Here is a 23,106-nt window from a genome sequence, read left to right on the forward strand (position 1 = left end):
CACCGGGAGGCCTTCGTCATGCCGGAAATCTATGCCGTGTTCTCACACGACTTCAACCAATGTCCCTGGGCAGTACAGCTAGTTGGGGCGTGCCGGTGGGAACTGCCCACGGCAGCACTGCGCGTGGTGGCTGACCGTAGCGCAGCGACATGATCGCATTGCACGCATAGAAGAGGGCCAGGCCTCCGCCGAGGGAAATCCCGGAACCGAACGGCAAATGCTCGTAAGGTGCTGGAACGGCTGTCGCGATCGCCCCGGCAATCGCAGTCACCCCCAGAACCAGCAGAAACGGCATGAACAACGTGGTCTGAAGGATCCCGGCGAAATCGGACCGCGCCTTGAGGCGCTCGAGCCCCGCGGTGATGGTCCCGGTGCCGTACTGGAAGAACGCCCAGCCGAGGAAGGCCAGCACCAGGAATCCGAGATGACGAACAGGCCAAGCCGCTCGGAAGCGTGTTCGATGTTGATGCCGCCGATGCTCCGGTCGGGCCAAAGGCGGGCTCCAACCACCACCATGCCAACCTCGACGACGATCGCGGCAGCCCACAGAACGACGGCGATGCGGAGCGGCAAGACGGCAGAGATGAGCCAGAGGACAGCTGTGCCGCCGTTGTAGATCCAGATTCGCCACGGAGTTTCGGACGAATTTTCGCGGTGTTGGTACAGCCACAGGACCAGCAGGACAACACGAATCGCAGCATTGGCCAGCGAAAAGGCCCACGCCCGTTCGCCAAAGGCACCGGGCGCGGCGGCGGCCATGACGCTCGCCGCAGCCATGGCAGCGAGCATCGCGACACCCAGCGCCCGGGACGACAGGCCGGGCAGGAGGTTGACGACGGAAACGATGTTGACCCAGGCCCACCACGCCGGAAAGAAGAGCAGGATGAACGTGCCGAATTGGGTCCATCCAGGATCGCCGTGGATTCCGCGCGCAAGTTGGCCGACGAACGCGACAAAGACGAGGTCGAAGAACAGCTCCATCCAGTGCACGCGGCGAGGATCACGGGCCACCTCGTGCTTCAACGCGCCGGGAACCACGACTTATCCATCGTTGCCCCATGGTATTGGCTGCCGAGGTTGCGCCACACGCGGTTTGGGATAGTAGCATTTGTGAGGCAGGAATCCCTTATGCGGGGAGCGTCCTACGCGCAGGGAAACATCGGGGGCAAGCAGAGGTCATGGATTCGGAACCGTTACAGCCAGAGGTCAATCCGCGGTTCAGCAACACCCGGAAGCAGAATACCGAGCTTGCTATCCAGCAACTCCGGGACGGCGGGTTCACCACCACCCAAATAGATGAATTCGTGGCCACGTTGCATCGCATGGAAGCAGACGATTCGATACTTGCGCCCCTGACGAATGCCTTGCTCGCCATGAACGTCTCAGTCCAATGGCTCATGTAGCGGCGCGCCGGCGCCCTCCATTCGAACGATTTTCAACCTCTTTTGGGGAACGCTTTCCAGTGGGACGATTTTGATATGAGCGAAAACCAAGACCATAAGCTCGCGTCCCCGGCAGCCGGCTACTTTCCCAGGGAGAAGGGGATGTCCGCGGAGGAATACGAGCACCCGACCACCCACCAGATGCGCATCGTAGGCCAGCGGCGGACGGATGCGGAAGCCAAGCTTGAGCGGCAACAGCGCGAGGCCCGGAGCAAATCACACGACTAGGGGGCACGCTCGAGGAGCCGGCGCTGAATCGCAGTCCAGCGATATTTTCGTCATCCTTGCCCCGCTGTGCTTGGCAGCTCGACTACCGCCGTTGCATCGCTCGCTCCGGGCGTCGGCAATCTTAGGCTTCCACTCCACGCCGCGGAAGATTTCAGCCGAGCACCAGGGCCCACGCTGCCGCGAGGCCCACGAGCAGCCACACGACATAGTCGCCGACGCGCCCGGAGTGCAAGCGCCGGAGGATTCTTAAAGCCGGCTGGGCCGCGTGCGCGGGGCTGCGAAGAGCGGAAGGCAGACGCCAGCCATGGAGCGCCGCGGCCGCCATGACGACGGCGATCGTCGTCGACAGCAGCCCCAGCGCGACGCTCGTCGGCTCCCATGCGGCGCCCGTGGCTGGGTGCGACACATAGGGGGTCGGACCCTTGAGGACGGCCGACACGTAGCCGGCGCGGTCCATGAACCGGGCTGCGGCCTCTTCGGCGGTATCGCCGATCGACGGAAGGACCCCCAAAGCAAGGGCGCCCGCCAGCAATCCCACAGCCGGCGCCCCCATTGATATCGGGATGCGGCGCAGGCCGATGGGTACTTCGATACGCTCCTCGTCCCCGCTCATCCCCTCCGCCTCGATCCCGGCGGGGCGGCCGCCGAGACCCAGGAATATCCGCCCGCAAACACGGAACACAGCGGCGGCTGTCACCGCCGACACCCCGACCATAAGCACAGGGACCCAAAGCCGCCCTGCACTCGATGAGGCATGCTCGGCGATGCCCTTGCCCAGGCCGGCGGCGAAGGGCGGCGCGCCTGCGAGCGCGGCACCGGCGATCACGAAGGCGATTCCAAGCACCGGCGAATCCTTTCCGCGTCCGCGGAGCGTGTACTCGTCGACGCTGCCGTACCTGTTCAATATGATCCCGCTCAGCAGGAACAAGGAGCCCTTGACCGCAGCGTGGCCGAGGATGTACGCGGCAACCCCTCCCAACGCATCCGGGGAAGCGGTGCCGAGAACAGCCAGGAAGACTCCCATGTGGGCAATCGTTGAGTACGCCAGCAGTCTCTTGATGTGCCTCTGAAGGAAGCACATGACGCTCCCCACGACGGCGGTCAGGATGCCCAGCACTATGAATAGGACCTGGGCCGGGGAAGCGATCTGTGAACCGGCGAAGGCCGCCCAGTAAACCCGTGCAACGCCATAGAGGCCCAATTCGACCATCACTCCGGAAAACAGCACGCATACGGGCGAGGGTGCGACGGCGTGGGCGTCGTCGAGCCAAAAATGGAACGGGACGATCGCGGCTTTCACGAGGAACCCTGCGCACAGGAGGATGAACGCGATAGCGATCAGCGGGCTCCGGTCATCAAGCAGTGCTGTGGAGATGGCCGCCAGATTCAAGCTGCCGGTTCGTGCGTACAGGAGGCCGACACCCATGAGCGAAAAGTAGGCGGCCAGTGAGTTCACGATGCCGAAGTTGATGGCACCGTGGACTGCGGACGGGTCTTCGGCCTTGAGCCCTGTCAGTGCGTACGCGGCCACGCCCATCAGTTCGAAGAAGACGAACATGGTGAAGACGTCGCCCGCGAACGCGAAGCCTGTCATACCGGCGAGGAAGAGCACCATCAACCCGTGGTAGTGGACGGTGTCCGACTCGAAGTACCGCCACGAGAAGATGAGGGAAGCGACCATCAGCACCGCCGCGAGGAGGGAAATCCCGATGCTGAATTGGTCTCCGACCAGGGCGATTCCAACGGCACGGCCGCCCTGGGGCTGCCACGCGCCCATCCAGTAGACAAGACGTTCGCTCCCCGCCGGAGCCATCATAAACACCTCAAGCGTTACTGCCGCTGCGGCGGCAGCAAGGGAGATCACGTCAGCGAAACGGCGTGGAAGGCGGGACCCTAGGGACATCAGCACACACGAAGCCAGGATCAGGACGATCACGGCCGCGGGCATGAGGGCTGCGGCGGCCGTACCCGGGACCATGCGCTCAGCCCTCCAACCGACCGAGTCGGTCGGGATCGATCGCCTGATGGCGCTTGGCGATTTGAATCACGAGCGCCAGCAGCATCGACGTCACTGCTGCCGAGACGACGATGTCGGTCAGGGTCAATGCCTGGACCACGGGGTCGACGACCGGGGTGGTCTTGCCGACTTGCGCGCCGAAAATGGGTGCCACGCCCCCGTATTGAAAGCCGACGGCGACGAGCAGCACGTACGTGCCCGACTGGGCCACCGAAAGGCACACGACAGTGTGGACCAGGTTGCGGCTCGTAGCGATGCCCGCGACGCCAAGGAGCATGATGCTGACTGCGACAAAGTATGCGTAGTAGTTCACGACGCCGACCCTTCCTCGTAGCCGGAGCGTGGCGTTCGCCCTGAATCGCTTCCCCGCTCGGCCCGGATCGCGAGCGCTTGGTCCAGGAAGCTGGCCAGGAGGACGATGACGCTGCTGCAGACGGTCATTCCCACGGCGATGTTGAAGAGCGGCACTGTTCCCGAGGAGATGAAATCTCCGAGCTGGCCTTGCGGGATGACGTTCGCGAAGAGTGCCGACCCGACCGCGGCACCCGCGATCCCGAGGGCTCCGAACAAGACGACGCCGAGCGCCTCGCCCTGGTGGAACCATGCAAGCGGCCGCAGCTTGCGCAGGAGGGAGTATCGGCCGCCGACGTAAAGCAAGTGGATGCCCGTTGAAAGGATGACGCCGCCTTGGAAGCCGCCGCCAGGGGTGACGGCCCCGTGCGCTAGTACGTTGACGGCCAGCACGACTGTCAGCGGAAACAGGAAATAGACGAGGAGGTTCGTCGATTCGAGCACGTGGCCCGCCTCGCTGACCTCCCGCCGTCGTTCGCGGTAGACCGGCCTCAGCAACGCCGCGACGCCGACGACGGCGCAGAACAGGATCGTCTCTTCCCCGAAGGTGTCGAAGCCGCGCTGGTCGAAGTTGATGCTCGAAACGGCGTTTGCGGTGTCATGCGCGTAGGTGGCCGAAACGGCCGCGTCACGGTATGCGTGGAGGTCCCCGCCGAACTGCGGCATGCCCGTGAACGCGAGCGCCATCGAGACCGCGAAGGCGACGATGCCGACGCCAAGAACGATCAGGCGGATCCGCCGCGTCATTTCTCCTCCTGCCCGTCTGTGATCCCGCGGTGTTCGGCACGGATGACCGATACTTTCCGGATCGCGAGAACCACGATCAGGGGGACCACAGCCGTTCCAATGGCCACTTGGCTGAGCGCCACGTCGGGTGCCTGGAGGACGACAAACAAGATGGTGAGCAGCAGCCCGTAGCACGAAAGGACCACAGCCTGCTTTGAGGGATGGCGCGAGAACACGACGGCCGCGGCTCCGACAAGCACCAGGGTGAGGCTGACGCCAATCAGGAGGTTGCTCAGGACTCCGTCGTTCATTCGGGCGACCTTCCGACATCCAGTCCCCGCTCGTCGGCGAGCGACCTCCCGACCGCGATCGTCACTGCGGGACCGCCGAAAGCGGCGACCAGCGCGATCAGGATGATGGTGGCGCTACCCAGGGAGAATCCAAAATAGATCACGGCTGCGACAGAAAAAAGAGGCACTCCGAGGGTCGTTACGGGCGCCAGGAAGTGCAACCGCGCGAGGGGCTCGCGCGCCAGTGCTGCTCCCACGCAGCCGAAAGCCGCCGCCAGTACGCCCAATCCGGCAAAGATGGACTCGAAGATCACTGCAGTCATTCCTCGTCCCTTACCGCTTGCGCATCAGTGCCCGGTTTCAACAGCCTGGTGTAGACGAGCGTCCCGATCGAGGCGAGCACGGCAAGCACGAGGGGGACGATCAGGTACGAAGACTGGCCGACGATGATCGAGAGGCCGATCAACACCATGATGCTCGAACCCGTGAGCAGCTGGAGTCCAACCAAGCGTTGGACGTCGGTACCGCGGGCAGCCAGGAACAGGCTTGGCACCACCCCGAAGAGCAGTAACGCCAAGGTCACTGCCGACCACAAGATCGCGGTATCCATTCATAACCCTTGTCCGGTGCCTGGCGACACGTGGCGGTCGAGCCGGGGCCAGCCTTCTGCCAGGACGTGTACGCGGATCCGGCGCGCGTCCGGGTCGGAATAGAAAACCACGGATCCGGGTGTCGAGGACAAGGCGATCATGGCCGCGGCGCGCCATCCTGTTGCTTTGGGGCTAGCCGTTCCCGGCATCCGTTGGTCCTGCAAGGACTCCCCCCGGGGGCCCGCGAGCCAGCGTGCGAGACGCACGGTATCGGTTACGGCCGCGGCGGGAACAAGAGCCGCCCATCGTAGCCAGATGCCGCGCGCCGCGGCCTGGAATCCCATGGCGCGCCGGGCCGTGCGGGCAAGCACCGCGCCGAGTAACGCCGTCGACGCTGCCGCGACCGTCTCCGGAAGCGTCACGGTGCTCACCGTGACGAGCCAGGAGAGCGTTCCCCCGATCCACCAGAGAACCAGCTCCAGGACGGCCCCCGAGACCCCGCGTGCCCCGGGAAGCCCGAAAAACCTGCCGACGGGGCCGTTTCGATTTCGGTTCGCCGTCACACTATGCGCCCACTGCTTCGCGCTGTCGGGCGGCCTGGTCGGCACGTTCCCGCTGCGGTACCACGACGTATTTGGGATCGAGGGTCGAGGCTACGCCGGCTTCGAACACCCCGAAGCGAAGCAGCGCCGATCCGGCAGCGACAGCAAGTCCGCACATCGTGCTCACGAGGCGCGAATGGCGTCCGCCCAATGCGAGACCGACGGCGCCTCCCACGGTGAATGCCTTCGACAGCCGCAGTAGTGTCCCTGCGCGGCCCTGGTGCAATGTCTCGGCGGACAGCTTTCCGCTGCGTTCCATCTTCAGGCTCATCACCGTTTCCAGCACGGCACCGCCTACCGCCATGCGGCGGGCGGGAGCAGCCTCGGCCACAGGAGCCAGGGCAGCGGCAATGCCGCCAGCCGACGCCGCGGCGGAGCCTGCGAAGACGAAGGGCAGCGCCTCGTGGGCGTCGTGCCAGGTGGGCACGGCGGTATCGGCAAGCAGCACGCCGGTGTACGTGGCCACGGCAGCACCCGCCACCGCGGCACCGACTCCGCATGCGCGGCCGGCGCGAGGCAGGATGCCGAGGACATTGGATGCCGCACTCGCCCCAGCCAACGGACCATAGAGGGAAAGGATCCAGGAGCCCATGCTCATCGGCGAGGTCGGTTTCGCCACGCGCAGCATGTTGAGGAACCTCTCCGGGCGGCCAAGGTCATGCACGAGCGCGACCGCAGAGGCTGAGATCGCGGTCAGGGCCATAAGCTTGGAGCGCCGCTCAAGGGACGGCCGGGCGCTGTACTGCGCACCGGCCGCGAGCATCGACGTCGCCCCTGCCAGGCCACCCGCGAAGATGTAGCCCGCGATGTCCACGGCGCTCCAGGTCGGCTTCTTGAGGATCGGCCGGCCATAGTAGGACGTGAACTCCTCAGGGGCACCACGACGCGGGCTCAATTCCTGGCTCCCCAGAAAACGGCGACTGCGCCGAGCAACAGACCGGCGGCCGCACCCGCCGCACGCTTCCACATCACCGGCAGGTCCCTCGTCGTCACCACGGGGTCAGGGGGCAAGCCGTAGGTCTCAGGCTCATCCAGCAACAGGAAGAATGCGCCGTCACCGCCGACCCCGTCGTCGGGGTTGTGCCCGTACAACCTGGCGCCCTCTTCACCCCGCTCGTGCAGCTCAGTCACGCGTGCATCGGCCCGTTCACGGAGCTCGTCGAGCTCACCGTACTGGATGGACTTCGTAGGGCAGGCTTTCGCGCAGGCAGGCTCCTCGCCGGCGCCGAGCCGGTCGTAGCACATCGTGCACTTGAATACCCTGCCGTCGCCCGGCCGCTGGTCGATCACACCGTACGGGCATGCTGAAACGCAGTAGCCGCAACCGTTGCAAATGTCCTGCTGGACGACGACGGTGCCGTGCTCGGTGCGGAAGAGGGCCCCTGTGGGGCATACGTCCAGGCAAGCGGCGTGTGTGCAGTGTTTGCACACATCCGAGGACATGAGCCACTTGACGCCATCATGCGCCGACGGGTCCGCCGCGGGAACCTGCTTCTCGATGAACGCCACATGCCGCCAGGAATCCGCGCCCAACGCCGACGTGTTGTCGAACGATTCGCCTGTGAGTTCAAGCGATGTGTCCGCGGGAACGGAGTTCCACTCCTTGCACGCCACCTCACACGCCTTGCAGCCGATGCACAGGCTCGTATCGGTGAAGAAACCCTTGCGCGGGACTCCGATCGACGGCATTCCCAGTTTCGTGACGCTCATTTGGTGGCTCCTTGAACTCCGGTGTGCTCGTCAATGCCGGCCCGCAGGCGGTAAGCCTCAACAAGGGACAGCAGTGCCGGCCCGCGAGGGCGCCTGCCGGGGCGTATGTCGACGGTCAGCGCCTTGACCTCCTGGATGTGCACATTCGGATCCATGGCGATTGATGAGAGTTCGTTCATGGCATCCCCTCGTGACAGTCCGTTGGGCCCCCAGTGGTAGGGCATTCCAATCTGGTGGACGGTGCGTCCGTGCACCGTGAGCGGCTTCATCCGGTTCGTTACCAGTACGCGCGCCTCGATGGCGCCCCGGGCCGAGACGAGTGTTGCCCAGCCCTTGTGGTCCAATCCGCGCACGTCGGCCAACTCCGGCGAGACCTCGCAGAAGGGCTCCGGTTGGAGTTCCGCCAGGTAGGGCAGCCAGCGGGTCATTGTTCCCGCTGTGAAGTGCTCGGTCAGGCGGTAAGTCGTCAAGACGTAGGGGAAAACGTCGGCGCCGCGGTCCCGGCCGCTGGGGTGGTAGCGGTTTCCCTCGCGGGACATCAGCTTCCGCACCGGATTTCTTTGCTGGCTGTACAGCATGTTGTCGAAGGGCGACTCCTGAGGTTCGTAGTGAACCGGCATAGGTCCGTCCACCAGCCCCGCTGGACTATAGAGCCAGCCCTTCCCGTCTGCCTGCATGATGAAAGGATCGACGCCGGAAATCGCCTCCGTGCCCATGGCATCCTCATCGGGGCGGTAGGACGGCGGTTTCGTCGGCTCGAAGTCCGGCACGTCGTCGCCGGTCCACTGTCCGGCATCCTCGTCCCACCAGATGAGCTTCTTACGCTCACTCCACGGCCGGCCCTCAGGGTCGGCGGAGGCCCGGTTGTAAAGCTCCCGGCGGTTGGCGGGCCACGCCCATCCCCACTCCCTGCTCGAGATGCTCTGCTCTGTGTGAGGCTTGCGGCGCGCGGCCTGGTTGACACCGTCGGCCCGGCACCCGCAGTAGATCCAGCAACCGCACGACGTCGATCCGTCGTCTTTCAACTCGGTGTAGGCCGAGAGCGGAGTTCCGTCGGCCTTGGTCCCGTTGATCTCGGCAAGAACGGCGTCCGAGTCAGGCTCCGCGTGGGTTCCGATCGTCGGGTAGTTCCACGTCAGATCCAAGACCGGCTGGTCGGCCGGATCATCCGAAGCCGCGAGACTCGCACGCACGCGGTTGCCCAGGTGCCACATGAACCACAAGTCACTGCGCCGGTCCGCTTCCGGCTCCACTGCCTGTTCGCGCCACTGCAACAGCCGGTTGGTGTTGGTGAAGCTACCGGCTTTTTCCGTATGGGCGGCAGCGGGGAAGAAAAAGACCTCGGTGGCGATGTCTTCGGTCCGCATCTGTCCAGTAGCGATCTCCGGACCGTCTTTCCACCAGGTGGCACTTTCGATGAGGGAGAAATCGCGCACCACGAGCCAGTCGAGCTTGGACATGCCTTCGCGTTGTAAATGTGCGTTGGCCGAGCCGACGGCGGGATTCTCGCCCATGAGGAAATAACCCTTGCAGATTCCGTCCAGCTGGGCGGCAACCGTGTCATAGGTGCTGTGACTCCCCGTGATGCGGGGCAGATAGTCGAAGCAGAAGTCGTTCTCGGTAGTCGCGGCATCCCCCCACCAGGCCTTGAGCAAGCTGACGGTGTAGGCGCGCATGTTGGCCCAGAAGCCGCGCTCCGCGGAGTCGGCCTCGATGTATCCGTCCAAGTCCATGTGTTGCTCGGCGTGCGGCATCGGCAGGTACCCGGGCAGCAGGTCGAAAAGCGTCGGGATGTCGCTGGAGCCCTGGATGCTCGCGTGGCCCCGCAGCGCCATGATCCCGCCCCCGGGCCGGCCGATGTTCCCGAGCAGCAACTGCAGGACCGAGGCGGCACGGATGTATTGCACGCCCGTGGTGTGTTGGGTCCAGCCGACGGCGTATGCGAAAGCGGTGGTGCGATCGCGCCCGGAATTGGCCGTGATTGTTTCGGCCACCTCGCCGAACAGATCCTGTGGCACGCCGCAGATCTGTTCGACCATCTCTGGTGTGTACCGGGCGTAATGCCGGCGGAGCGTCTGGAACACGCACCGCGGGTCCTGCAGCGTTTCGTCCCTCCGCCAGTGTCCACGCAGCGAGGGGCCGCCGGAACCGTGGGAGTGCGCGTGCCCGGACTCCCCCAGAGGGCTTCCCCCCTCTTGGGATTGCGATTCCCTCTCACCGGACGAAGCCGCAACGTTGGCGCCCTCGTACTGCCAGCTCTCGGGGTCGTAAGACGGCCCCGAGGGGTTGAGCCCGGAGAACAGGCCATCGAGCTCTTCGGTGTCCTGGAAATCGTCCCGCAGGATCGTGGCCGCGTTCGTGTAGTTGACAACATACTCGCGGAAGTACGCCTCGTGGGTGAGGACCCAGTTGATCAAACCGCCAAGGAACGCGATATCGGTGCCGGCGCGGATCGGCACGAAGGTATCGGCCAGGGCACTCGTCCGGGAGAAGCGAGGGTCCACGTGGATGATTTTCGCACCGCGTTCCTTGGCTTCCATCACCCACTGGAAGCCCACAGGATGGGCTTCGGCGAAGTTGGAGCCCTGGATGACGATGCAGTCCGCCCGTTGAAGGTCCTGCAGGTAGGTCGTCGACCCGCCGCGCCCGAAGCTCGTGCCGAGGCCGGCGACGGTGGAGCTGTGGCATACCCTCGCCTGGTTTTCGACTTGGACTATTCCCAGCGACGTGAACAACTTCTTGATGAGGTAGTTCTCTTCGTTGTCCAGCGTTGCACCGCCCAGGCTCGCGATTCCGAGGGTGCGGCGGGTACGCACGCCGTCGCTTTCCCACTCCCACGTCCGGCGCCGTGTATCGACAACCCGCTGAGCGACCATGTCCATCGCCGTATCAAGATCCAGCCGTTCCCAGCCGGTACCGTGGGGACGGCGGTAGAGCACGTGCTTCTCACGTGATTGGCCGGTGGTCAGCTGAAGCGACGCAGACCCTTTGGGGCACAAGCGGCCGCGGCTGATGGGCGAGTCCGGGTTGCCCTCGATCTGGATGACCTTCCCGTCTTTGACGTAGACGTTTTGTGCACAGCCAACGGCGCAATACGGGCAAACCGAGGGAACAACCCGGTCCGCAGTTGCAATCCGGGCGGTGAGTCTTTCGGTCGCCGGCGACTTGGCAGCGTGATGGCGACCGGTGGGATCGTGTTCGAGGAGCTGACGCAGAACGGGCCATTGCAACGGATTCGCCATCGGGCACCTCCAGGTCGTCGGGCTGCTGCCGCATGACCTCGGTCACACGGGTGTCACGAGGACGATAGTAGCCCGGTCATCTTCGGGTGGGAACCCACCGGCTTGATCAGAAGCACCTAGGGCTTGTTCACCAAAGCGCGGGCCATCACAACCCGCTGCTTCTGTCCTCCGGTACCGATTGAACCCGGTAGCGATGGACAGCGGCACGACGCCTGGCTACCGGCCAGTACAGGACGATGGGCGCGGCGGGATAGACTCGATTCAAGCCCAACAACCACCATTTGAGGAGCCCCATGCGCGCCACCATCATCCACGGTCCCGGCGACATCCGTGTTGAAGACCGTAACTACCCCACGGTCCAGCTGCCCACCGACGTCGTCGTCAAAGTCACTGCCTCCTGCGTCTGCGGATCGGACCTGTGGCCGTACCGCGGCGTCAAGCCCACCCACCAGCCTTCGGCCATTGGACACGAATTCATCGGCACGGTGGAAAGCATCGGCGACGACGTCACCACCCTGGCGGTAGGCGACTTCGTCATCGCTCCCTTCCTCGTCAGTTGTGGAGCGTGCCCGCAGTGCTTGGGCGGCGTCACGGTTGCCTGCGACCATTTGGCGGGTTGGGGCGGCAAAGACGACAGCGGGCACGCGATCGACGGCGGCCAGGGCCAGGGGGTGCGCGTACCGCTCGCCGAATCCACCCTCGTCAAGGTCCCCGGCGTCACGGAACCAGACGACGCGCTCCGCGCGAGCTTGCTGACGCTCTCCGACGTGATGGCCACCGGCCACCACGCAGCCCTTGCGGCGAAGGTCGGCCCCGGCAGGACCGTCGTCGTGGTCGGCGACGGCGCGGTGGGACTCTGCGGCGTGCTCGCAGCGAAGCGGCTCGGAGCCGAACGAATCATCGCGATGTCCCGGCACGCCGACCGCCAGGCGATTGCCCTCGAGTTCGGGGCCACGGACATCGTCTCCGAGCGCGGCGAGGAAGGCGTAGCCAAGGTCCGCGAGTTGCTCGGAGGCGTCCTGGCCGACTCGGTGCTGGAGTGCGTCGGAACCAAGGAATCCATGGAACAGGCATTGCACAGTGTCCGCCCGGGCGGTGCCCTCGGCTTCGTTGGTGTCCCGACGGGCGGAGCCGAAGCCCCACTGCGCTACCTGTTCGACACGAACATCTCGATCGCCGGCGGCATGGCCCCGGCCCGCACGTACATCCCCGAACTGCTCGCGGACGTGCTTGACGGCAAGATCAATCCGGGCCGCGTCTTCGACACCGTGATGCCGCTCGAGGAAGCCCCCGAGGCCTACCGCGCCATGGACGAACGGCGCTCCATCAAGGTCCTCCTCACGCCCTGAGGTCGCGGCCTGAACCCGCGGCTTCTTGGTGCCGGCGGACTGTGGCGTGCGCGCGGGAACGGCGAGAGAATCCATATAGGAAGCCTCGCCTGAACCCAAAGGAGTGAACACGATGATCACTGGTGCCGAGGCGCGCCCGGTGGTTAGGCAGGATGGGTATTTGCCCATCGAGGATCATGGGCTCGTTGGCGACGGGTCCACGTGCGCCTTGGTGGGGCGGGACGGCGCAATCACCTGGCTTTGCCTGCCGGAATTCGACAGTCCCCCGTTCCTGGCCGGTATCCTTGACGCCGAGTCGGGCGGCCGTTTCGAAATAGCCCCTCTCCCGCAGCTGCGGGGATACCGGGGCTCGGCCCCGGTGAGGTGGGGAAACGGCGCCCGGCACCAACTCCAGCACGATGTGTACGGAGAAATCGTCGACATCGCCTACCAATGGTCGGGCAGCGGAAAGCGGGTCGTGAGCGGCTCTGGGCCGCATTGGCCCCGATCGTGGAAATGGCCATCAGGAGTTGGCGGGTTCCGGACTCCGGGCCTTGGGAAATCAGGGACCAGAGCAGACCCTTCACCTACTCGGCAGCACTGTGCTACGTCGCGATCGACCGCGCCATCCAGATCGCGCGCAGGGACGGGCTTCCCTACCCCAAGAGGCGGTGGGAGGCCACGGCCCGGCGAATCCGGCAGGCTGCCTTGACGCAATCCTGGGACCCCCGGCGTCGCACCTTTACCGAGAATCTGGGCGGCAGCGGCGGCCTGGACGCGTCCCTGTTGACCCTTCCCGTCCGCAACGTCATCGAATTCGACGATCCGCGGATGGTGTCCACCACAAAAGCGATAGCGGCAGAGCTCGACGCCGGAAACGGACTTTTGTTCCGCTACTTGCCAGAGGTTTCTCCCGACGGTTTGCCCGGAAGCGAAGGGGCATTCCTCCTCTGCAGCTTCTGGCTGGTGGACAACCTGGCCGGTCAAGGGCGGGTGGATGAAGCCCATGAACTCTACGAATCCCTCTGCAGACGCGCGAATCCGCTGGGCCTGCTGCCTGAGCAGATCCACCCGGACACCGGCGAGTTCCTCGGGAACTTCCCGCAGGCGTTCAGCCATGTGGGCGTGCTGGCCAGCGGCCTGCGTCTGCTGAAAGCGGAGCGGCGGGCCGCCAACGGGGACCCCACCGCGCGGAATCAGAGTTAGCAGCGAGGCAGAACACGATGCGTGCATGGTGGGTCCGGGAACCAGGTCCGATTGAGTCACAGCCGCTGGTTTGGGGCGAGCGGCCCGATCCGCGCCCGGGGCGGCGGGAACTCCTCGTCAGTGTCCGAGCCTGTGGTGTCTGCCGCACGGATCTGCATCTGGCCGAAGGCGACCTTGCCCCGCGGAGGCCGAACGTCGTACCGGGCCACGAAGCGGTGGGAATAGTCAGCGAAACCGGCGAAGGGTGTATGAGGTTCCGGCGCGGTGACAGGGTAGGAGTCGCATGGCTCGGGGGAACCTGCGGAAGCTGCGCCTTTTGCCTGCGTGGCGACGAGAACCTCTGCCTCTCCCCTGTCTTCACCGGATGGGACAGGGACGGCGGATATGCCGAACAACTCACGGTGTCCGAAGATTTCGCCTATGCCATCCCGCCCCGGTTTTCGGACGAGCAAGCGGCCCCTCTATTGTGTTCAGGCATCATCGGGTACCGGGCACTCAAACGGGCCGAGCTTCCGCCAGGTGGCCGCCTGGGGATCTATGGTTTCGGAGGCTCTGCCCATCTCACGGCGCAGATGGCGCGCCACCAAGGGGCGCAGGTCTACGTGATGACCCGTTCGGAGTCCGCCCGTGAGCTGGCACGTGACCTGGGAGCGGTGTTTGTGGGCGACGCGTACAACTCCCCGCCGGACCCACTCGACTCGGCGATACTTTTTGCTCCCGTGGGTGACCTTGTTCCTGTGGCACTCAAAGCTCTGGACCGGGGCGGGACCCTCGCTATTGCAGGGATCCACCTCAGCGACATACCGCCCTTGAACTACTCAGCCGATCTCTTCTATGAGCGGCAGCTCCGCAGTGTCACCGCCAATACCCGGGCAGACGGCGGAGAGTTCTGGTCCCTCGCCGCGGACATCCCGCTGGCCCCCACCACGACGGCGTATCCACTGGCTGAAGCCGGCACGGCGTTGCGGGACCTGGCCAACGACCGGATAACCGGCGCTGCCGTCCTCATGGTCTGAGCCGCAGCTCCCTGGTCCGGCGGCGGTTTTGACGGCAGCATTCGCGGCGCCCGCCGTCGGGATACCTGGGCAGAGCAGCAAGCGGCCGGCGGATCCGATGACGGCCCGCCGGCCGATGTTCCCGCTGTTCGGAGTTTCAGCACTTCAGCGTTTCAGCACCTGAGCGTTTCACCACGTCAGTGCGAAGGGCTGACCATGTGATGCCGGTGTTCCTCGGTGCTGGGTTTGATCGCCATCGCGGTGACGACGAGCGCCACCAGACCGGTGATCCAGGACGTCCAGGCGACGCCGGTTTGCATGGCATAGGAACCGAACCACGGAGACAGGAACAACAGGGCGCCAAAGGCTGCCTGGATCCACTCCATGACCGGGGTTCCGGGCATGGCCAGATTGATGACGCCGCTGATGACCAGCAATGCGCCGAACACGAGCATCAAGGCAGTCGAGCCGCCGGCCGCCTTGGTCCAGATGACCGATAGAACAGCGTAGAGCCCGGCAACTACCGTGACCCAATCCTGCCATCGCGTCCATTTCTTCATTGAACCCACCTCTGTGATGTGGACTGCATCCCGGGGTATCGGGCAGGTACTCCGGTATTGATGTAACAAAATCCGAGCCCGGCTGCTTCCCGGCATCCCGTCGTCGAATCCTGCCCCGCACGAAGCCTTGCTAAGCGCAGACTTCCGGTCTACAACGTAGTCATAGAGCAACATCGACGAACATGCCCGGCGTCGCCGCCATGTCCGTCCGGAGAGGACCCCGTGATATCGAGTCGCTGGTCATAAAGTCGCAGTCAGCCGAGTGCTGGCTCTTCGACGTCCGTTGGTGAGAACCGCCGTGGCCTCCGGCGTGGACCTGCGTCCGGCGCCAACGCCCAGGTTCCGGCCCGACCCCGCCAGGTCGCCTGCTGTCGAAACCAATGGAAGGAAAGAAATGTTAAACATGAAGGTCCCGGCACGAGGCGCCGGAACCGCCTTCATCGCAACCCTCGCTATCACGGCACTCGCCGCATGCTCGAGCACGAGCACATCGTCCACGTCGAGCGCCACGAGCTCCGGAGGAGCGGTGCCGCAGATCTCTGCGGATGCGTTCACAGCCGATTTCTCGGCGATGAAACAACTCACGTCCCTCGCATCCCAAGGCAAAGGGATGGTCGGGGTGCTGCTGCCGGACACCACCACCTCCGCGCGATACGTCACCTTCGATGCCCCCTACCTGAAGAAGGCATTCGAAGCCGCGGGACTCGACTCTTCCAAGTTCAAAATCGACAACGCGCAAGGCAGCGCAAGCACCATGCAGACGCAAGCCGAGGCTGACATCACGGCAGGGGCATCCGTGCTGCTGGTCGACGCCCTCGACTCCGGTTCTGGCGCAGCCATCGAGGCGGCCGCCAGCGCGCGCGGCGTCAAGGTGATCGACTATGACCGGCTCGTCAAGGGCGGGGCCAAAGACCGCACCTACGTGAGCTTCGACAACGTCAAGGTTGGCCAGCTGATCGGACAAGGCGAAGTCACGTGCATCGCGGACTGGAAAGTCACCAAACCAAACATCCTGGTCATGGATGGCGATCCGACCGACAACAACGCGAAACTGTTCGCCGAAGGCTATAACGGCGTGCTCAAGCCGCACTTCGACAATGGCGAGTACGTCAACGTAGGAGAGCCGGCAGGCACGTGGACGCCGTCGGTGGCACAGACCACGTTCGCCCAGCAATACACCGCCCACCCGAACATCAACGCGGTGGTCACGCCGAACGACGACAACGCCAACGCTGTGATCGCCTACCTGCAGAGCAAGCAGATCCCCGCCAAGACCTTCCCGACGACGGGACAGGATGCGTCGTTGTCCGGCCTGCAGAACATCCTGAAGGGCTACCAGTGCGGAACGGTGTACAAGCCGATCTACTTTGAGGCCCAGGCGGCCGCCGCAGCAGCCCTTTACCTGCGGGCGGGCGTGACCGTTCCATCGACCCTCGTGAACGGCAAGACCACAGACGACACCGCGAAGTCCGACGTCGCATCGGTCCTGCTGACCCCGCTGTGGGTGACCACGAAGAACATGGCGGACACGGTGGTCAAGGACGGTGCCGTGGCGACTTCTTCGCTGTGCATCTCGCAAGTGAAGGACGCGTGCACGGCGGCAGGTATCCAGTAGTTCGACGATGAGCGAGTTGGCAGCGACGGGCCCCGCCGACGTCGGGCCCCTGCTTCGGCTGGAGGGCATCGACAAGAATTTCGGGCCGGTGCAGGCACTGGTCGACATCACCCTCGAGGTGCCGACCGGCAAGGTGACCGCCCTTGCCGGTGACAACGGCGCGGGCAAATCGGTCTTGATCAAATGCGTGGCCGGCATTCACGCTCCCGACGACGGGCAGCTGTTTTGGGAAAACCAACCCGTCCGGTTGAACTCGCCGCACGAAGCCGCAGCGCTCGGCATCGAGACCGTGTACCAGGACCTTGCACTGTGCGACAACCTCGACATCGTGCAGAATCTGTTCCTCGGCCGCGAACGCCTTCGCCATCTTCTCCTTGATGAAGAGAGCATGGAGATCGCGGCCCGGGAGACGCTCGCGAGCCTGGCCGTGACCACCGTGCGGTCGATCCGGCAACCCGTCGCGTCCCTGTCCGGCGGGCAACGCCAGTCCGTCGCCATCGCGAAGTCGGTGCTGTGGAACTCGAAGCTCGTCATCATGGACGAGCCCACCGCGGCACTCGGCGTCGCCCAGACAGAGGTTGTCCTTCACCTGATCCGCCAGCTCGCCGATCGCGGCGTCGCCGTCATGGTCGTCTCGCACAATATGAACGACGTGTTCGAAGTCGCGGACCGCATCGCCGTGCTCAGGCTCGGGCAGCTTGTGGCCATCCGGCCTGTCGCGGAGATGGACCGGCAGATCGTGGTCGACCTGATGACCACGGGGTTCTCCGATCGGGCACGGCCGGAACTCGCGCCTCCATCGCCGTCGAACCGTCAGCTGACCGCAGCCAAGGGGCCCCTCCCCTCCGCGGCGGCGGTGCTCCAGGACGAGCCGACCACGGCTGCAGCCAAGCGGAAGGCCGCATTGGCGTTGAACCCGGACATCACCGCGACCTCGCTGCCCGATTACTTCCGCGCGGCGTTCGCTCGGGTCCGGGGCGGCGAGAGCGGAGTGCTGCCGGTTCTCGCGGGCCTGTTGCTGATCTCCGTGCTGTTCCAATCCCTGAACCCGAATTTCCTGACTCCCGGCAACATGGTGAACCTGCTCATCCAGGGTTCGGTTTTCATGCTCTTGGCGATGGGCCAGGTTTTCGTGCTCCTGCTCGGCGAAATCGACCTGTCCATCGGGTATGTCGGCGGGGTGGGCGGCGTCATCATGGCCGAACTCGTCCAGGAGTCCACCGGCTGGCCCTGGTGGGCGGCGATCGCCGTAGGCTTGCTGAGCTGCGCCGGGATCGGACTGCTCCATGGGACGATCATCACCCGGCTTGGCCTGCCGTCGTTCGTCGTGACCCTCGGCGGCCAACTCGGCTGGCTTGGGGTGATGCTCATCATCCTAGGCAGCGGCGGCGTGGTGCCTATCAATGACACCGTCATCAACAACATCGCGAGCGGCAACCTCAGCCCGGTCACCAGCTGGATCCTCATGCTCGTCGTCGTCGGGGCGTTCAGCGCGTGGACATGGCTGCGGGACGCCCGCCGGCGCAATACCGGGCTCGTCGCGCCGCCTGCCAGCGTGAGCGCCTTGAAGATCGCAGCGGCGCTCGCCGCGGGCGTGGCCATCGTGTGGCTCTGCAACACAGACCGGGGCACCCTCGTGGAAATCAGCGGCGTGCCGTGGGTGCTCCTCGTGGTGCTCGGGGTCCTCGCCGCCTGGACGCTGTTGCTCGGGCGTACGCGGTTCGGCCGCTACGTCTACGCCATTGGCGGCAACGCCGAGGCCGCGCGGCGGGGAGGCGTGAACCTTGCGCGCATCCGCACGCTCGCCTTCATGCTCGCTTCCTTTACGGCGGGAATCGGCGGAATCGTCTACGCCTCGCGGCTCCGCTCCGTCTCGACATCGTACGACGGCGGCACGCTGGTGCTTTACGCCGTGGCGGCCGCAGTGATCGGCGGGACCAGCCTGTTCGGCGGGCGTGGCAAAGTGCTGCACGGGGTCCTGGGCGGGCTGGTGATCGCCACGATCGATAACGGCATGGGCTTGCAGGGCTACAGCGCACCGGCCAAGTACGTCGTCACCGCGCTGGTCCTCGTCGCGGCAGTGACGATCGACGCCGTCGCGCGCCGCGGGCGCTCCCGGACGTAACCGCCAAACCGGCTTGTGCCCGGCAACACTGGACGTGGATGGTCAGCAGGCTTAATGTTCAAGAGTGGCAGGCTTCCTGGAGGGACCATCGGCCATCGCTGCGGCCTGTTCACGCAAGTCCAACGGAGGAGGAAAGATGCGAAAGGTTGAAGAAGCCATTGACGTGGATGTCCCCGTCCGTGCCGCTTACAACCAGTGGACGCAGTTTGAGTCGTTTCCCCGATTCATGTCCGGTGTGGAATCCGTAACCCAGTTGAGCGACACGACCAACCATTGGGTCACCAGGATAGGGGGCGTGGAACGGGAGTTCGACACGGAAATCGTCGACCAGGAACCCGACGACCGGATTGCTTGGCGCAGCATTGACGGTAAATCGCACGCCGGCATCATCAGGTTTTCGCCGCTGGACGCCAACCACACCCACGTCAAGGTCCATTTCGAGTGGGCGCCCGAAACCTTCATGGAGAAGGCCGGAGCCGCGCTCCAAGTAGACGAGATGCAGGTGAAGGCGGACCTGAAGAAGTTCAAGGAATTCATCGAGGCGCGTGGAGCCGAAACCGGAGGGTGGCGCGGCCAGGTGGAGGATCAAGGCCCCGCAGGCACGCAACCGTGACGCCCTCCGAGTCAACAATGACCGACCTGGGACCAGTGCTCGTGGTCGGCGGTACCGGGATGCTCGGCAGCCAGGTGGTGTCCCGGCTGCTGGCGGGAGGTAAACAAGTCCGCGCCTTGGTGCGGCCCGGTTCGGATGCGGGCCGCCTCGAAGAGCTGGGGGCCACGATCGTACGTGGCGACATGATGGACCCGGAATCGCTTGCGCACGCCATGGACGGCGTCGACGCGGTGATCACCTCGGCGGCCGGATACACCCACCATCGGGAGGGCGACAGCCCTCTCACCGACACGGTGGGCAACATCAACCTCGTCGATGCGGCCAGCCGCGCCGGTACCCGCCGATTTGTCCTCACCAGCATCCTCACCTGCGATCAGACTCCGGATGTCCCGCACTTCTGGCACAAGAAGCTGACCGAGGACCGTCTGGAAGAACTCGGGGTCCCGTTCGTAGCCTTGCGTCCAGGCGCTTTCCTTGAGCAGATCACCCGCTTCGGCGACCCTTTCAGCGAGGGGCGGCTCATGTGGTTCGGGTCGTCCACCGTCCCCCTGACATACGTTCTTGCCAGTGACCTCGCCGGATACCTTGCAGCCGCAGTCGACGCAGGCGGCGTCGAGGGCCAACGCATCGACATCGGCTGGGACCGGCCGGTAACCATGCAGGACATCGCCGATATCTCCGGTCAGATGCTCGGCCGCCAGATCGAGCTCGTCCTGAACCCGGTCAGCCAGATGGGGCCGGACTTCGGGGCGATGATGGAGTGGTTCCAGACCGGCCGCTATGTCGCCGACACGTCACGCCAACGCGAGGTCTTCGGCCCACCGCCGACCGCGGAGGACGCCGTCGCACGCCTGCTTACCAGCCTCGGGCACAAGCTCCACTAAGCCAGCTCGACGGCGGCCGCACGGGCAGCGTGTTGACCCGCGTTAGCCCACGGCGGGCAGCGCATCCGGGATGCGTGGCTTGGCGTTGCCGGCGAACGTGAATTTCGCGTCGTCGCCTTCGCCGTCTACGTCGACCACCACAATGTCACCCGGGTGCAGTTCGCCGAAGAGGATCTTCTCGGAGAGCTGGTCCTCGATCTCGCGCTGGATGGTGCGGCGGAGCGGCCGCGCACCCATGGCCGGGTTGTAGCCGCGGGTCGCCAGGAGGACCTTGGCGGCGTCCGTGAGCTCGATGCCCATGTCCTTGTCGGCCAAATGCTGCTCCAGCCGACGGATCATGAGGTCAACAATCTCGATGATCTCGTCCTGCGTCAGCTGCGGGAAGACAATCACGTCGTCAACCCGGTTGAGGAACTCGGGACGGAATTGCTGCTTGAGCTCCTCGGTGACCCGTGCCCGCATCCGGTTGTAGCCGGTGGTGGTGTCCGTGCCGGACTGGAAGCCCGTCGCGACGCTCTTGGAGATGTCGCGGGTGCCCAGGTTGGTGGTCATGATGATCACCGTGTTCTTGAAGTCCACCACCCGGCCGTGGCTATCCGTCAGGCGGCCGTCCTCGAGGATCTGCAGCAGCGAGTTGAACAAGTCGGAGTGCGCCTTCTCCACTTCGTCGAACAGGACCACGGAGAACGGACGACGGCGGACCTTCTCGGTCAGCTGCCCGCCCTCGTCGTAGCCGACGTAGCCCGGAGGGGCACCGAAGAGACGCGACACGGAATGCTTCTCCGAGTACTCGGACATGTCCAGCGTGATGAGGGCCTCTTCGTCAGCGAAGAGGAACTCGGCCAGGGCCTTGGCGAGCTCGGTCTTGCCGACGCCGGTGGGGCCGGCGAAGATGAACGAGCCACCCGGACGCCTGGGATCCTTCAGGCCCGCACGGGTGCGGCGAATGGCACGCGACACCGAGTTGATCGCCTCATTCTGCCCGATAACGCGCTTGTGGAGTTCCTCCTCCATCTTGAGGAGACGGCTGGATTCTTCCTCGGTGAGCTTGAAGACCGGGATGCCGGTGGAGTTCGCGAGAACTTCGGCGATCAGCTCCTCGTCTACCTCGGAGTGGCCTTCCGCGCCGCCGGACTTCCATCTCAGTTCCTTTTCCCTGCGTTCGGCGACGAGCTTTTGCTCCTTCATCCGCAGCGACGCGGCACCCTCGAAGTCCTGGGCGTCGATGGCCGATTCCTTCTCCATCTTCACCTCGGCGATGCGTGCGTCCATCGCTTTCAGCTCCGGCGGACGGGTCATCCGGCGGATGCGCAGCCGGGCGCCGGCTTCGTCGATCAGGTCGATGGCCTTGTCCGGCAGGAAGCGGTCCGAAACGTAACGCTCCGAGAGGCTCGCCGCGGCCGCCAGGGCGCCGTCGGTGATGGTCACCCGGTGGTGCGCCTCGTAACGGTCACGCAGGCCCTTGAGAATCTCGACCGTGTCGGCCACTGACGGTTCCTGGACCTGGATCGGCTGGAAGCGGCGCTCCAGTGCCGCGTCCTTCTCGATGTGCTTGCGGTACTCGTCCAAAGTGGTGGCACCAATGGTCTGGAGTTCACCACGTGCCAGCAACGGCTTGAGGATGGACGCGGCATCGATCGCACCCTCGGCAGCGCCGGCACCCACGAGCGTGTGGATCTCGTCGATGAAGAGGATGATGTCGCCACGGGTGCGGATTTCCTTGAGGACCTTCTTCAGGCGCTCTTCGAAATCACCACGGTAACGGGAACCAGCCACCACGGACCCCAAATCGAGCGTGTAAAGCTGCTTGTCCTTCAGGCTCTCGGGCACGTTGCCCCGGACGATCGCCTGGGCAAGGCCCTCGACGACGGCGGTCTTGCCGACGCCGGGCTCACCGATCAGCACGGGGTTGTTCTTGGTCCGGCGGGAGAGGACCTGCATGACGCGTTCCATCTCCAGCTCGCGGCCGATCACCGGATCGAGCTTGTTCTCCCGAGCGGCCTGGGTCAGGTTGCGGCCGAACTGGTCCAGCACCACCGAACCGGCCGGGGCCACCTCGGCCTGGCTCGGTCCTGCGACCATTCCGCTGGGGTCCTTACTCTCATAGCCGGAAAGCAAATGGATGACCTGCTGACGGACGCGGCCGAGATCGGCGCCAAGCTTGACGAGGACCTGCGCGGCAACGCCTTCACCCTCACGGATGAGGCCGAGCAGGATGTGCTCGGTGCCGATGTAGTTGTGGCCGAGCTGCAGGGCTTCCCGGAGTGCGAGTTCAAGCACCTTCTTGGCGCGCGGGGTGAACGGGATGTGGCCCGAAGGGGCCTGCCGGCCCTGGCCGATGATCTCCTGCACCTGCTCGCGGACGCCATCGAGCGAAATGCTCATGGACTCCAACGCCTTGGCGGCAACCCCCTCACCCTCCTGGATCAGCCCCAAAAGGATGTGCTCGGTACCGATGTAGTTGTGGTTGAGCATGCGTGCCTCTTCTTGGGCAAGCACAACAACGCGACGGGCACGGTCCGTAAATCTCTCAAACATTTCGCCACACTCCTGGCAGCCGCCTACCTTGATGCTACGTCGCG

At 64.9% G+C, this 23,106-nt stretch carries 23 protein-coding genes and 1 pseudogene; 10 read left to right on the top strand and 14 right to left on the bottom strand.

Going from position 1 to position 23,106, the window contains the following annotated elements; translation table 11 throughout:
• Positions 1 to 52 precede the first annotated feature (52 nt).
• A complete protein-coding gene (locus BMF89_RS21445) occupies positions 53 to 271 on the bottom strand; it encodes a hypothetical protein (protein WP_139359484.1) in 219 nt (72 codons plus the stop codon).
• Positions 268 to 1,038, bottom strand: a complete 771-nt coding sequence (locus BMF89_RS00540) for a low temperature requirement protein A (RefSeq protein ID WP_078105140.1) — start codon at positions 1,036 to 1,038, stop codon at positions 268 to 270. The genes BMF89_RS21445 and BMF89_RS00540 overlap by 4 nt, the downstream gene beginning before the upstream one ends.
• A 140-nt stretch (positions 1,039 to 1,178) precedes the next feature.
• On the opposite strand from BMF89_RS00540, the gene BMF89_RS00545 reads away from it, so the two are divergent.
• Together BMF89_RS00545 and BMF89_RS00550 are read left to right on the top strand one after the other, a co-directional pair.
• Positions 1,179 to 1,403 carry a hypothetical protein gene (locus BMF89_RS00545; protein ID WP_078105141.1) on the top strand — a complete coding sequence of 75 codons (225 nt, stop codon included), beginning with the start codon at positions 1,179 to 1,181 and terminating at the stop codon, positions 1,401 to 1,403.
• A 75-nt stretch (positions 1,404 to 1,478) separates the two neighbouring features.
• Entirely contained in the window at positions 1,479 to 1,670 is a 192-nt protein-coding gene (locus BMF89_RS00550) for a hypothetical protein (protein WP_139359485.1), read from the top strand.
• Between the two features lie 151 nt (positions 1,671 to 1,821).
• Here the strand turns inward: BMF89_RS00550 and BMF89_RS00555 are convergent, their stop codons facing one another.
• Genes BMF89_RS00555 through fdh form a run of 10 tightly spaced genes read right to left on the bottom strand, consistent with a single transcriptional unit; the run spans position 1,822 to position 11,198 of the window.
• Entirely contained in the window at positions 1,822 to 3,648 is a 1,827-nt protein-coding gene (locus BMF89_RS00555; RefSeq protein WP_078105143.1) for a complex I subunit 5 family protein, read from the bottom strand.
• Positions 3,649 to 3,652: 4 nt separating this feature from the next.
• Positions 3,653 to 4,000, bottom strand: coding sequence for a cation:proton antiporter subunit C (locus BMF89_RS00560; protein ID WP_078105144.1), 348 nt, complete (start codon positions 3,998 to 4,000; stop codon positions 3,653 to 3,655).
• Positions 3,997 to 4,785: an MnhB domain-containing protein gene (locus tag BMF89_RS00565; RefSeq protein WP_078105145.1), complete on the bottom strand. Its 789-nt coding sequence runs from the start codon at positions 4,783 to 4,785 to the stop codon at positions 3,997 to 3,999. The genes BMF89_RS00560 and BMF89_RS00565 overlap by 4 nt, the downstream gene beginning before the upstream one ends.
• Complete coding sequence (locus BMF89_RS00570; protein WP_216353759.1) at positions 4,782 to 5,075, bottom strand: DUF4040 domain-containing protein; 294 nt, start codon at positions 5,073 to 5,075, stop codon at positions 4,782 to 4,784. Before BMF89_RS00570 ends, BMF89_RS00565 begins: the two co-directional genes overlap by 4 nt.
• A complete protein-coding gene (locus BMF89_RS00575) occupies positions 5,072 to 5,377 on the bottom strand; it encodes a monovalent cation/H(+) antiporter subunit G (RefSeq protein ID WP_078105146.1) in 306 nt (101 codons plus the stop codon). The genes BMF89_RS00570 and BMF89_RS00575 overlap by 4 nt, the downstream gene beginning before the upstream one ends.
• Positions 5,374 to 5,664, bottom strand: a complete 291-nt coding sequence (locus BMF89_RS00580; protein ID WP_078105147.1) for a monovalent cation/H+ antiporter complex subunit F — start codon at positions 5,662 to 5,664, stop codon at positions 5,374 to 5,376. Before BMF89_RS00580 ends, BMF89_RS00575 begins: the two co-directional genes overlap by 4 nt.
• On the bottom strand, positions 5,665 to 6,207 hold the full coding sequence (locus BMF89_RS00585) for a hypothetical protein (RefSeq protein ID WP_078105148.1): 543 nt from the start codon (positions 6,205 to 6,207) through the stop codon (positions 5,665 to 5,667).
• A gap of 1 nt (position 6,208) precedes the next feature.
• Complete coding sequence (gene nrfD, locus BMF89_RS00590) at positions 6,209 to 7,141, bottom strand: NrfD/PsrC family molybdoenzyme membrane anchor subunit (protein WP_078105149.1); 933 nt, start codon at positions 7,139 to 7,141, stop codon at positions 6,209 to 6,211.
• Entirely contained in the window at positions 7,138 to 7,956 is an 819-nt protein-coding gene (locus BMF89_RS00595) for a 4Fe-4S dicluster domain-containing protein (RefSeq protein WP_078105150.1), read from the bottom strand. The genes nrfD and BMF89_RS00595 overlap by 4 nt, the downstream gene beginning before the upstream one ends.
• Complete coding sequence (gene fdh, locus BMF89_RS00600; protein ID WP_078105151.1) at positions 7,953 to 11,198, bottom strand: formate dehydrogenase; 3,246 nt, start codon at positions 11,196 to 11,198, stop codon at positions 7,953 to 7,955. The genes BMF89_RS00595 and fdh overlap by 4 nt, the downstream gene beginning before the upstream one ends.
• Positions 11,199 to 11,491: 293 nt before the next feature.
• On the opposite strand from fdh, the gene BMF89_RS00605 reads away from it, so the two are divergent.
• The 4 genes and pseudogenes from BMF89_RS00605 to BMF89_RS00615 all read left to right on the top strand — a co-directional run bounded on the left by BMF89_RS00605 (position 11,492) and on the right by BMF89_RS00615 (position 14,748).
• The gene (locus BMF89_RS00605) at positions 11,492 to 12,547 is read left to right on the top strand and encodes a zinc-dependent alcohol dehydrogenase family protein (protein WP_078105152.1); all 1,056 of its coding nucleotides are present in this window, start codon (positions 11,492 to 11,494) and stop codon (positions 12,545 to 12,547) included.
• Positions 12,548 to 12,659: 112 nt separating this feature from the next.
• Positions 12,660 to 12,860, top strand: a pseudogene (locus BMF89_RS22250) (trehalase-like domain-containing protein); the annotation flags it as partial.
• Between the two features lie 119 nt (positions 12,861 to 12,979).
• Complete coding sequence (locus BMF89_RS00610; RefSeq protein ID WP_216353760.1) at positions 12,980 to 13,732, top strand: glycoside hydrolase family 15 protein; 753 nt, start codon at positions 12,980 to 12,982, stop codon at positions 13,730 to 13,732.
• 17 nt (positions 13,733 to 13,749) lie between these two features.
• Entirely contained in the window at positions 13,750 to 14,748 is a 999-nt protein-coding gene (locus BMF89_RS00615; RefSeq protein ID WP_078105153.1) for a zinc-dependent alcohol dehydrogenase family protein, read from the top strand.
• A gap of 176 nt (positions 14,749 to 14,924) precedes the next feature.
• On the opposite strand, the gene BMF89_RS00620 is transcribed toward BMF89_RS00615, so the two are convergent.
• Positions 14,925 to 15,287 (bottom strand): SPW repeat protein, encoded by a 363-nt coding sequence (locus BMF89_RS00620; protein ID WP_078105154.1) that lies wholly within the window; start codon positions 15,285 to 15,287, stop codon positions 14,925 to 14,927.
• Between the two features lie 394 nt (positions 15,288 to 15,681).
• On the opposite strand from BMF89_RS00620, the gene BMF89_RS00625 reads away from it, so the two are divergent.
• The 4 genes from BMF89_RS00625 (at position 15,682) to BMF89_RS00640 (ending at position 20,524) form a co-directional block, all read left to right on the top strand.
• The gene (locus BMF89_RS00625) at positions 15,682 to 16,902 is read left to right on the top strand and encodes a substrate-binding domain-containing protein (RefSeq protein WP_078105155.1); all 1,221 of its coding nucleotides are present in this window, start codon (positions 15,682 to 15,684) and stop codon (positions 16,900 to 16,902) included.
• A gap of 7 nt (positions 16,903 to 16,909) precedes the next feature.
• Complete coding sequence (locus BMF89_RS21450; protein ID WP_139359486.1) at positions 16,910 to 19,027, top strand: ATP-binding cassette domain-containing protein; 2,118 nt, start codon at positions 16,910 to 16,912, stop codon at positions 19,025 to 19,027.
• Positions 19,028 to 19,163: 136 nt separating this feature from the next.
• Positions 19,164 to 19,640 (top strand): SRPBCC family protein, encoded by a 477-nt coding sequence (locus BMF89_RS00635; RefSeq protein WP_078105156.1) that lies wholly within the window; start codon positions 19,164 to 19,166, stop codon positions 19,638 to 19,640.
• Positions 19,637 to 20,524: an SDR family oxidoreductase gene (locus BMF89_RS00640; protein WP_253190633.1), complete on the top strand. Its 888-nt coding sequence runs from the start codon at positions 19,637 to 19,639 to the stop codon at positions 20,522 to 20,524. The genes BMF89_RS00635 and BMF89_RS00640 overlap by 4 nt, the downstream gene beginning before the upstream one ends.
• A 42-nt stretch (positions 20,525 to 20,566) precedes the next feature.
• Here BMF89_RS00640 and BMF89_RS00645 read toward each other — a convergent pair whose 3' ends face one another.
• Entirely contained in the window at positions 20,567 to 23,062 is a 2,496-nt protein-coding gene (locus tag BMF89_RS00645; RefSeq protein ID WP_078105158.1) for an ATP-dependent Clp protease ATP-binding subunit, read from the bottom strand.
• Positions 23,063 to 23,106: the final 44 nt, after the last annotated feature.

The organism is Arthrobacter sp. SRS-W-1-2016 (genome assembly GCF_002009585.1).
Lineage (GTDB): Bacteria > Actinomycetota > Actinomycetes > Actinomycetales > Micrococcaceae > Arthrobacter > Arthrobacter bambusae_A.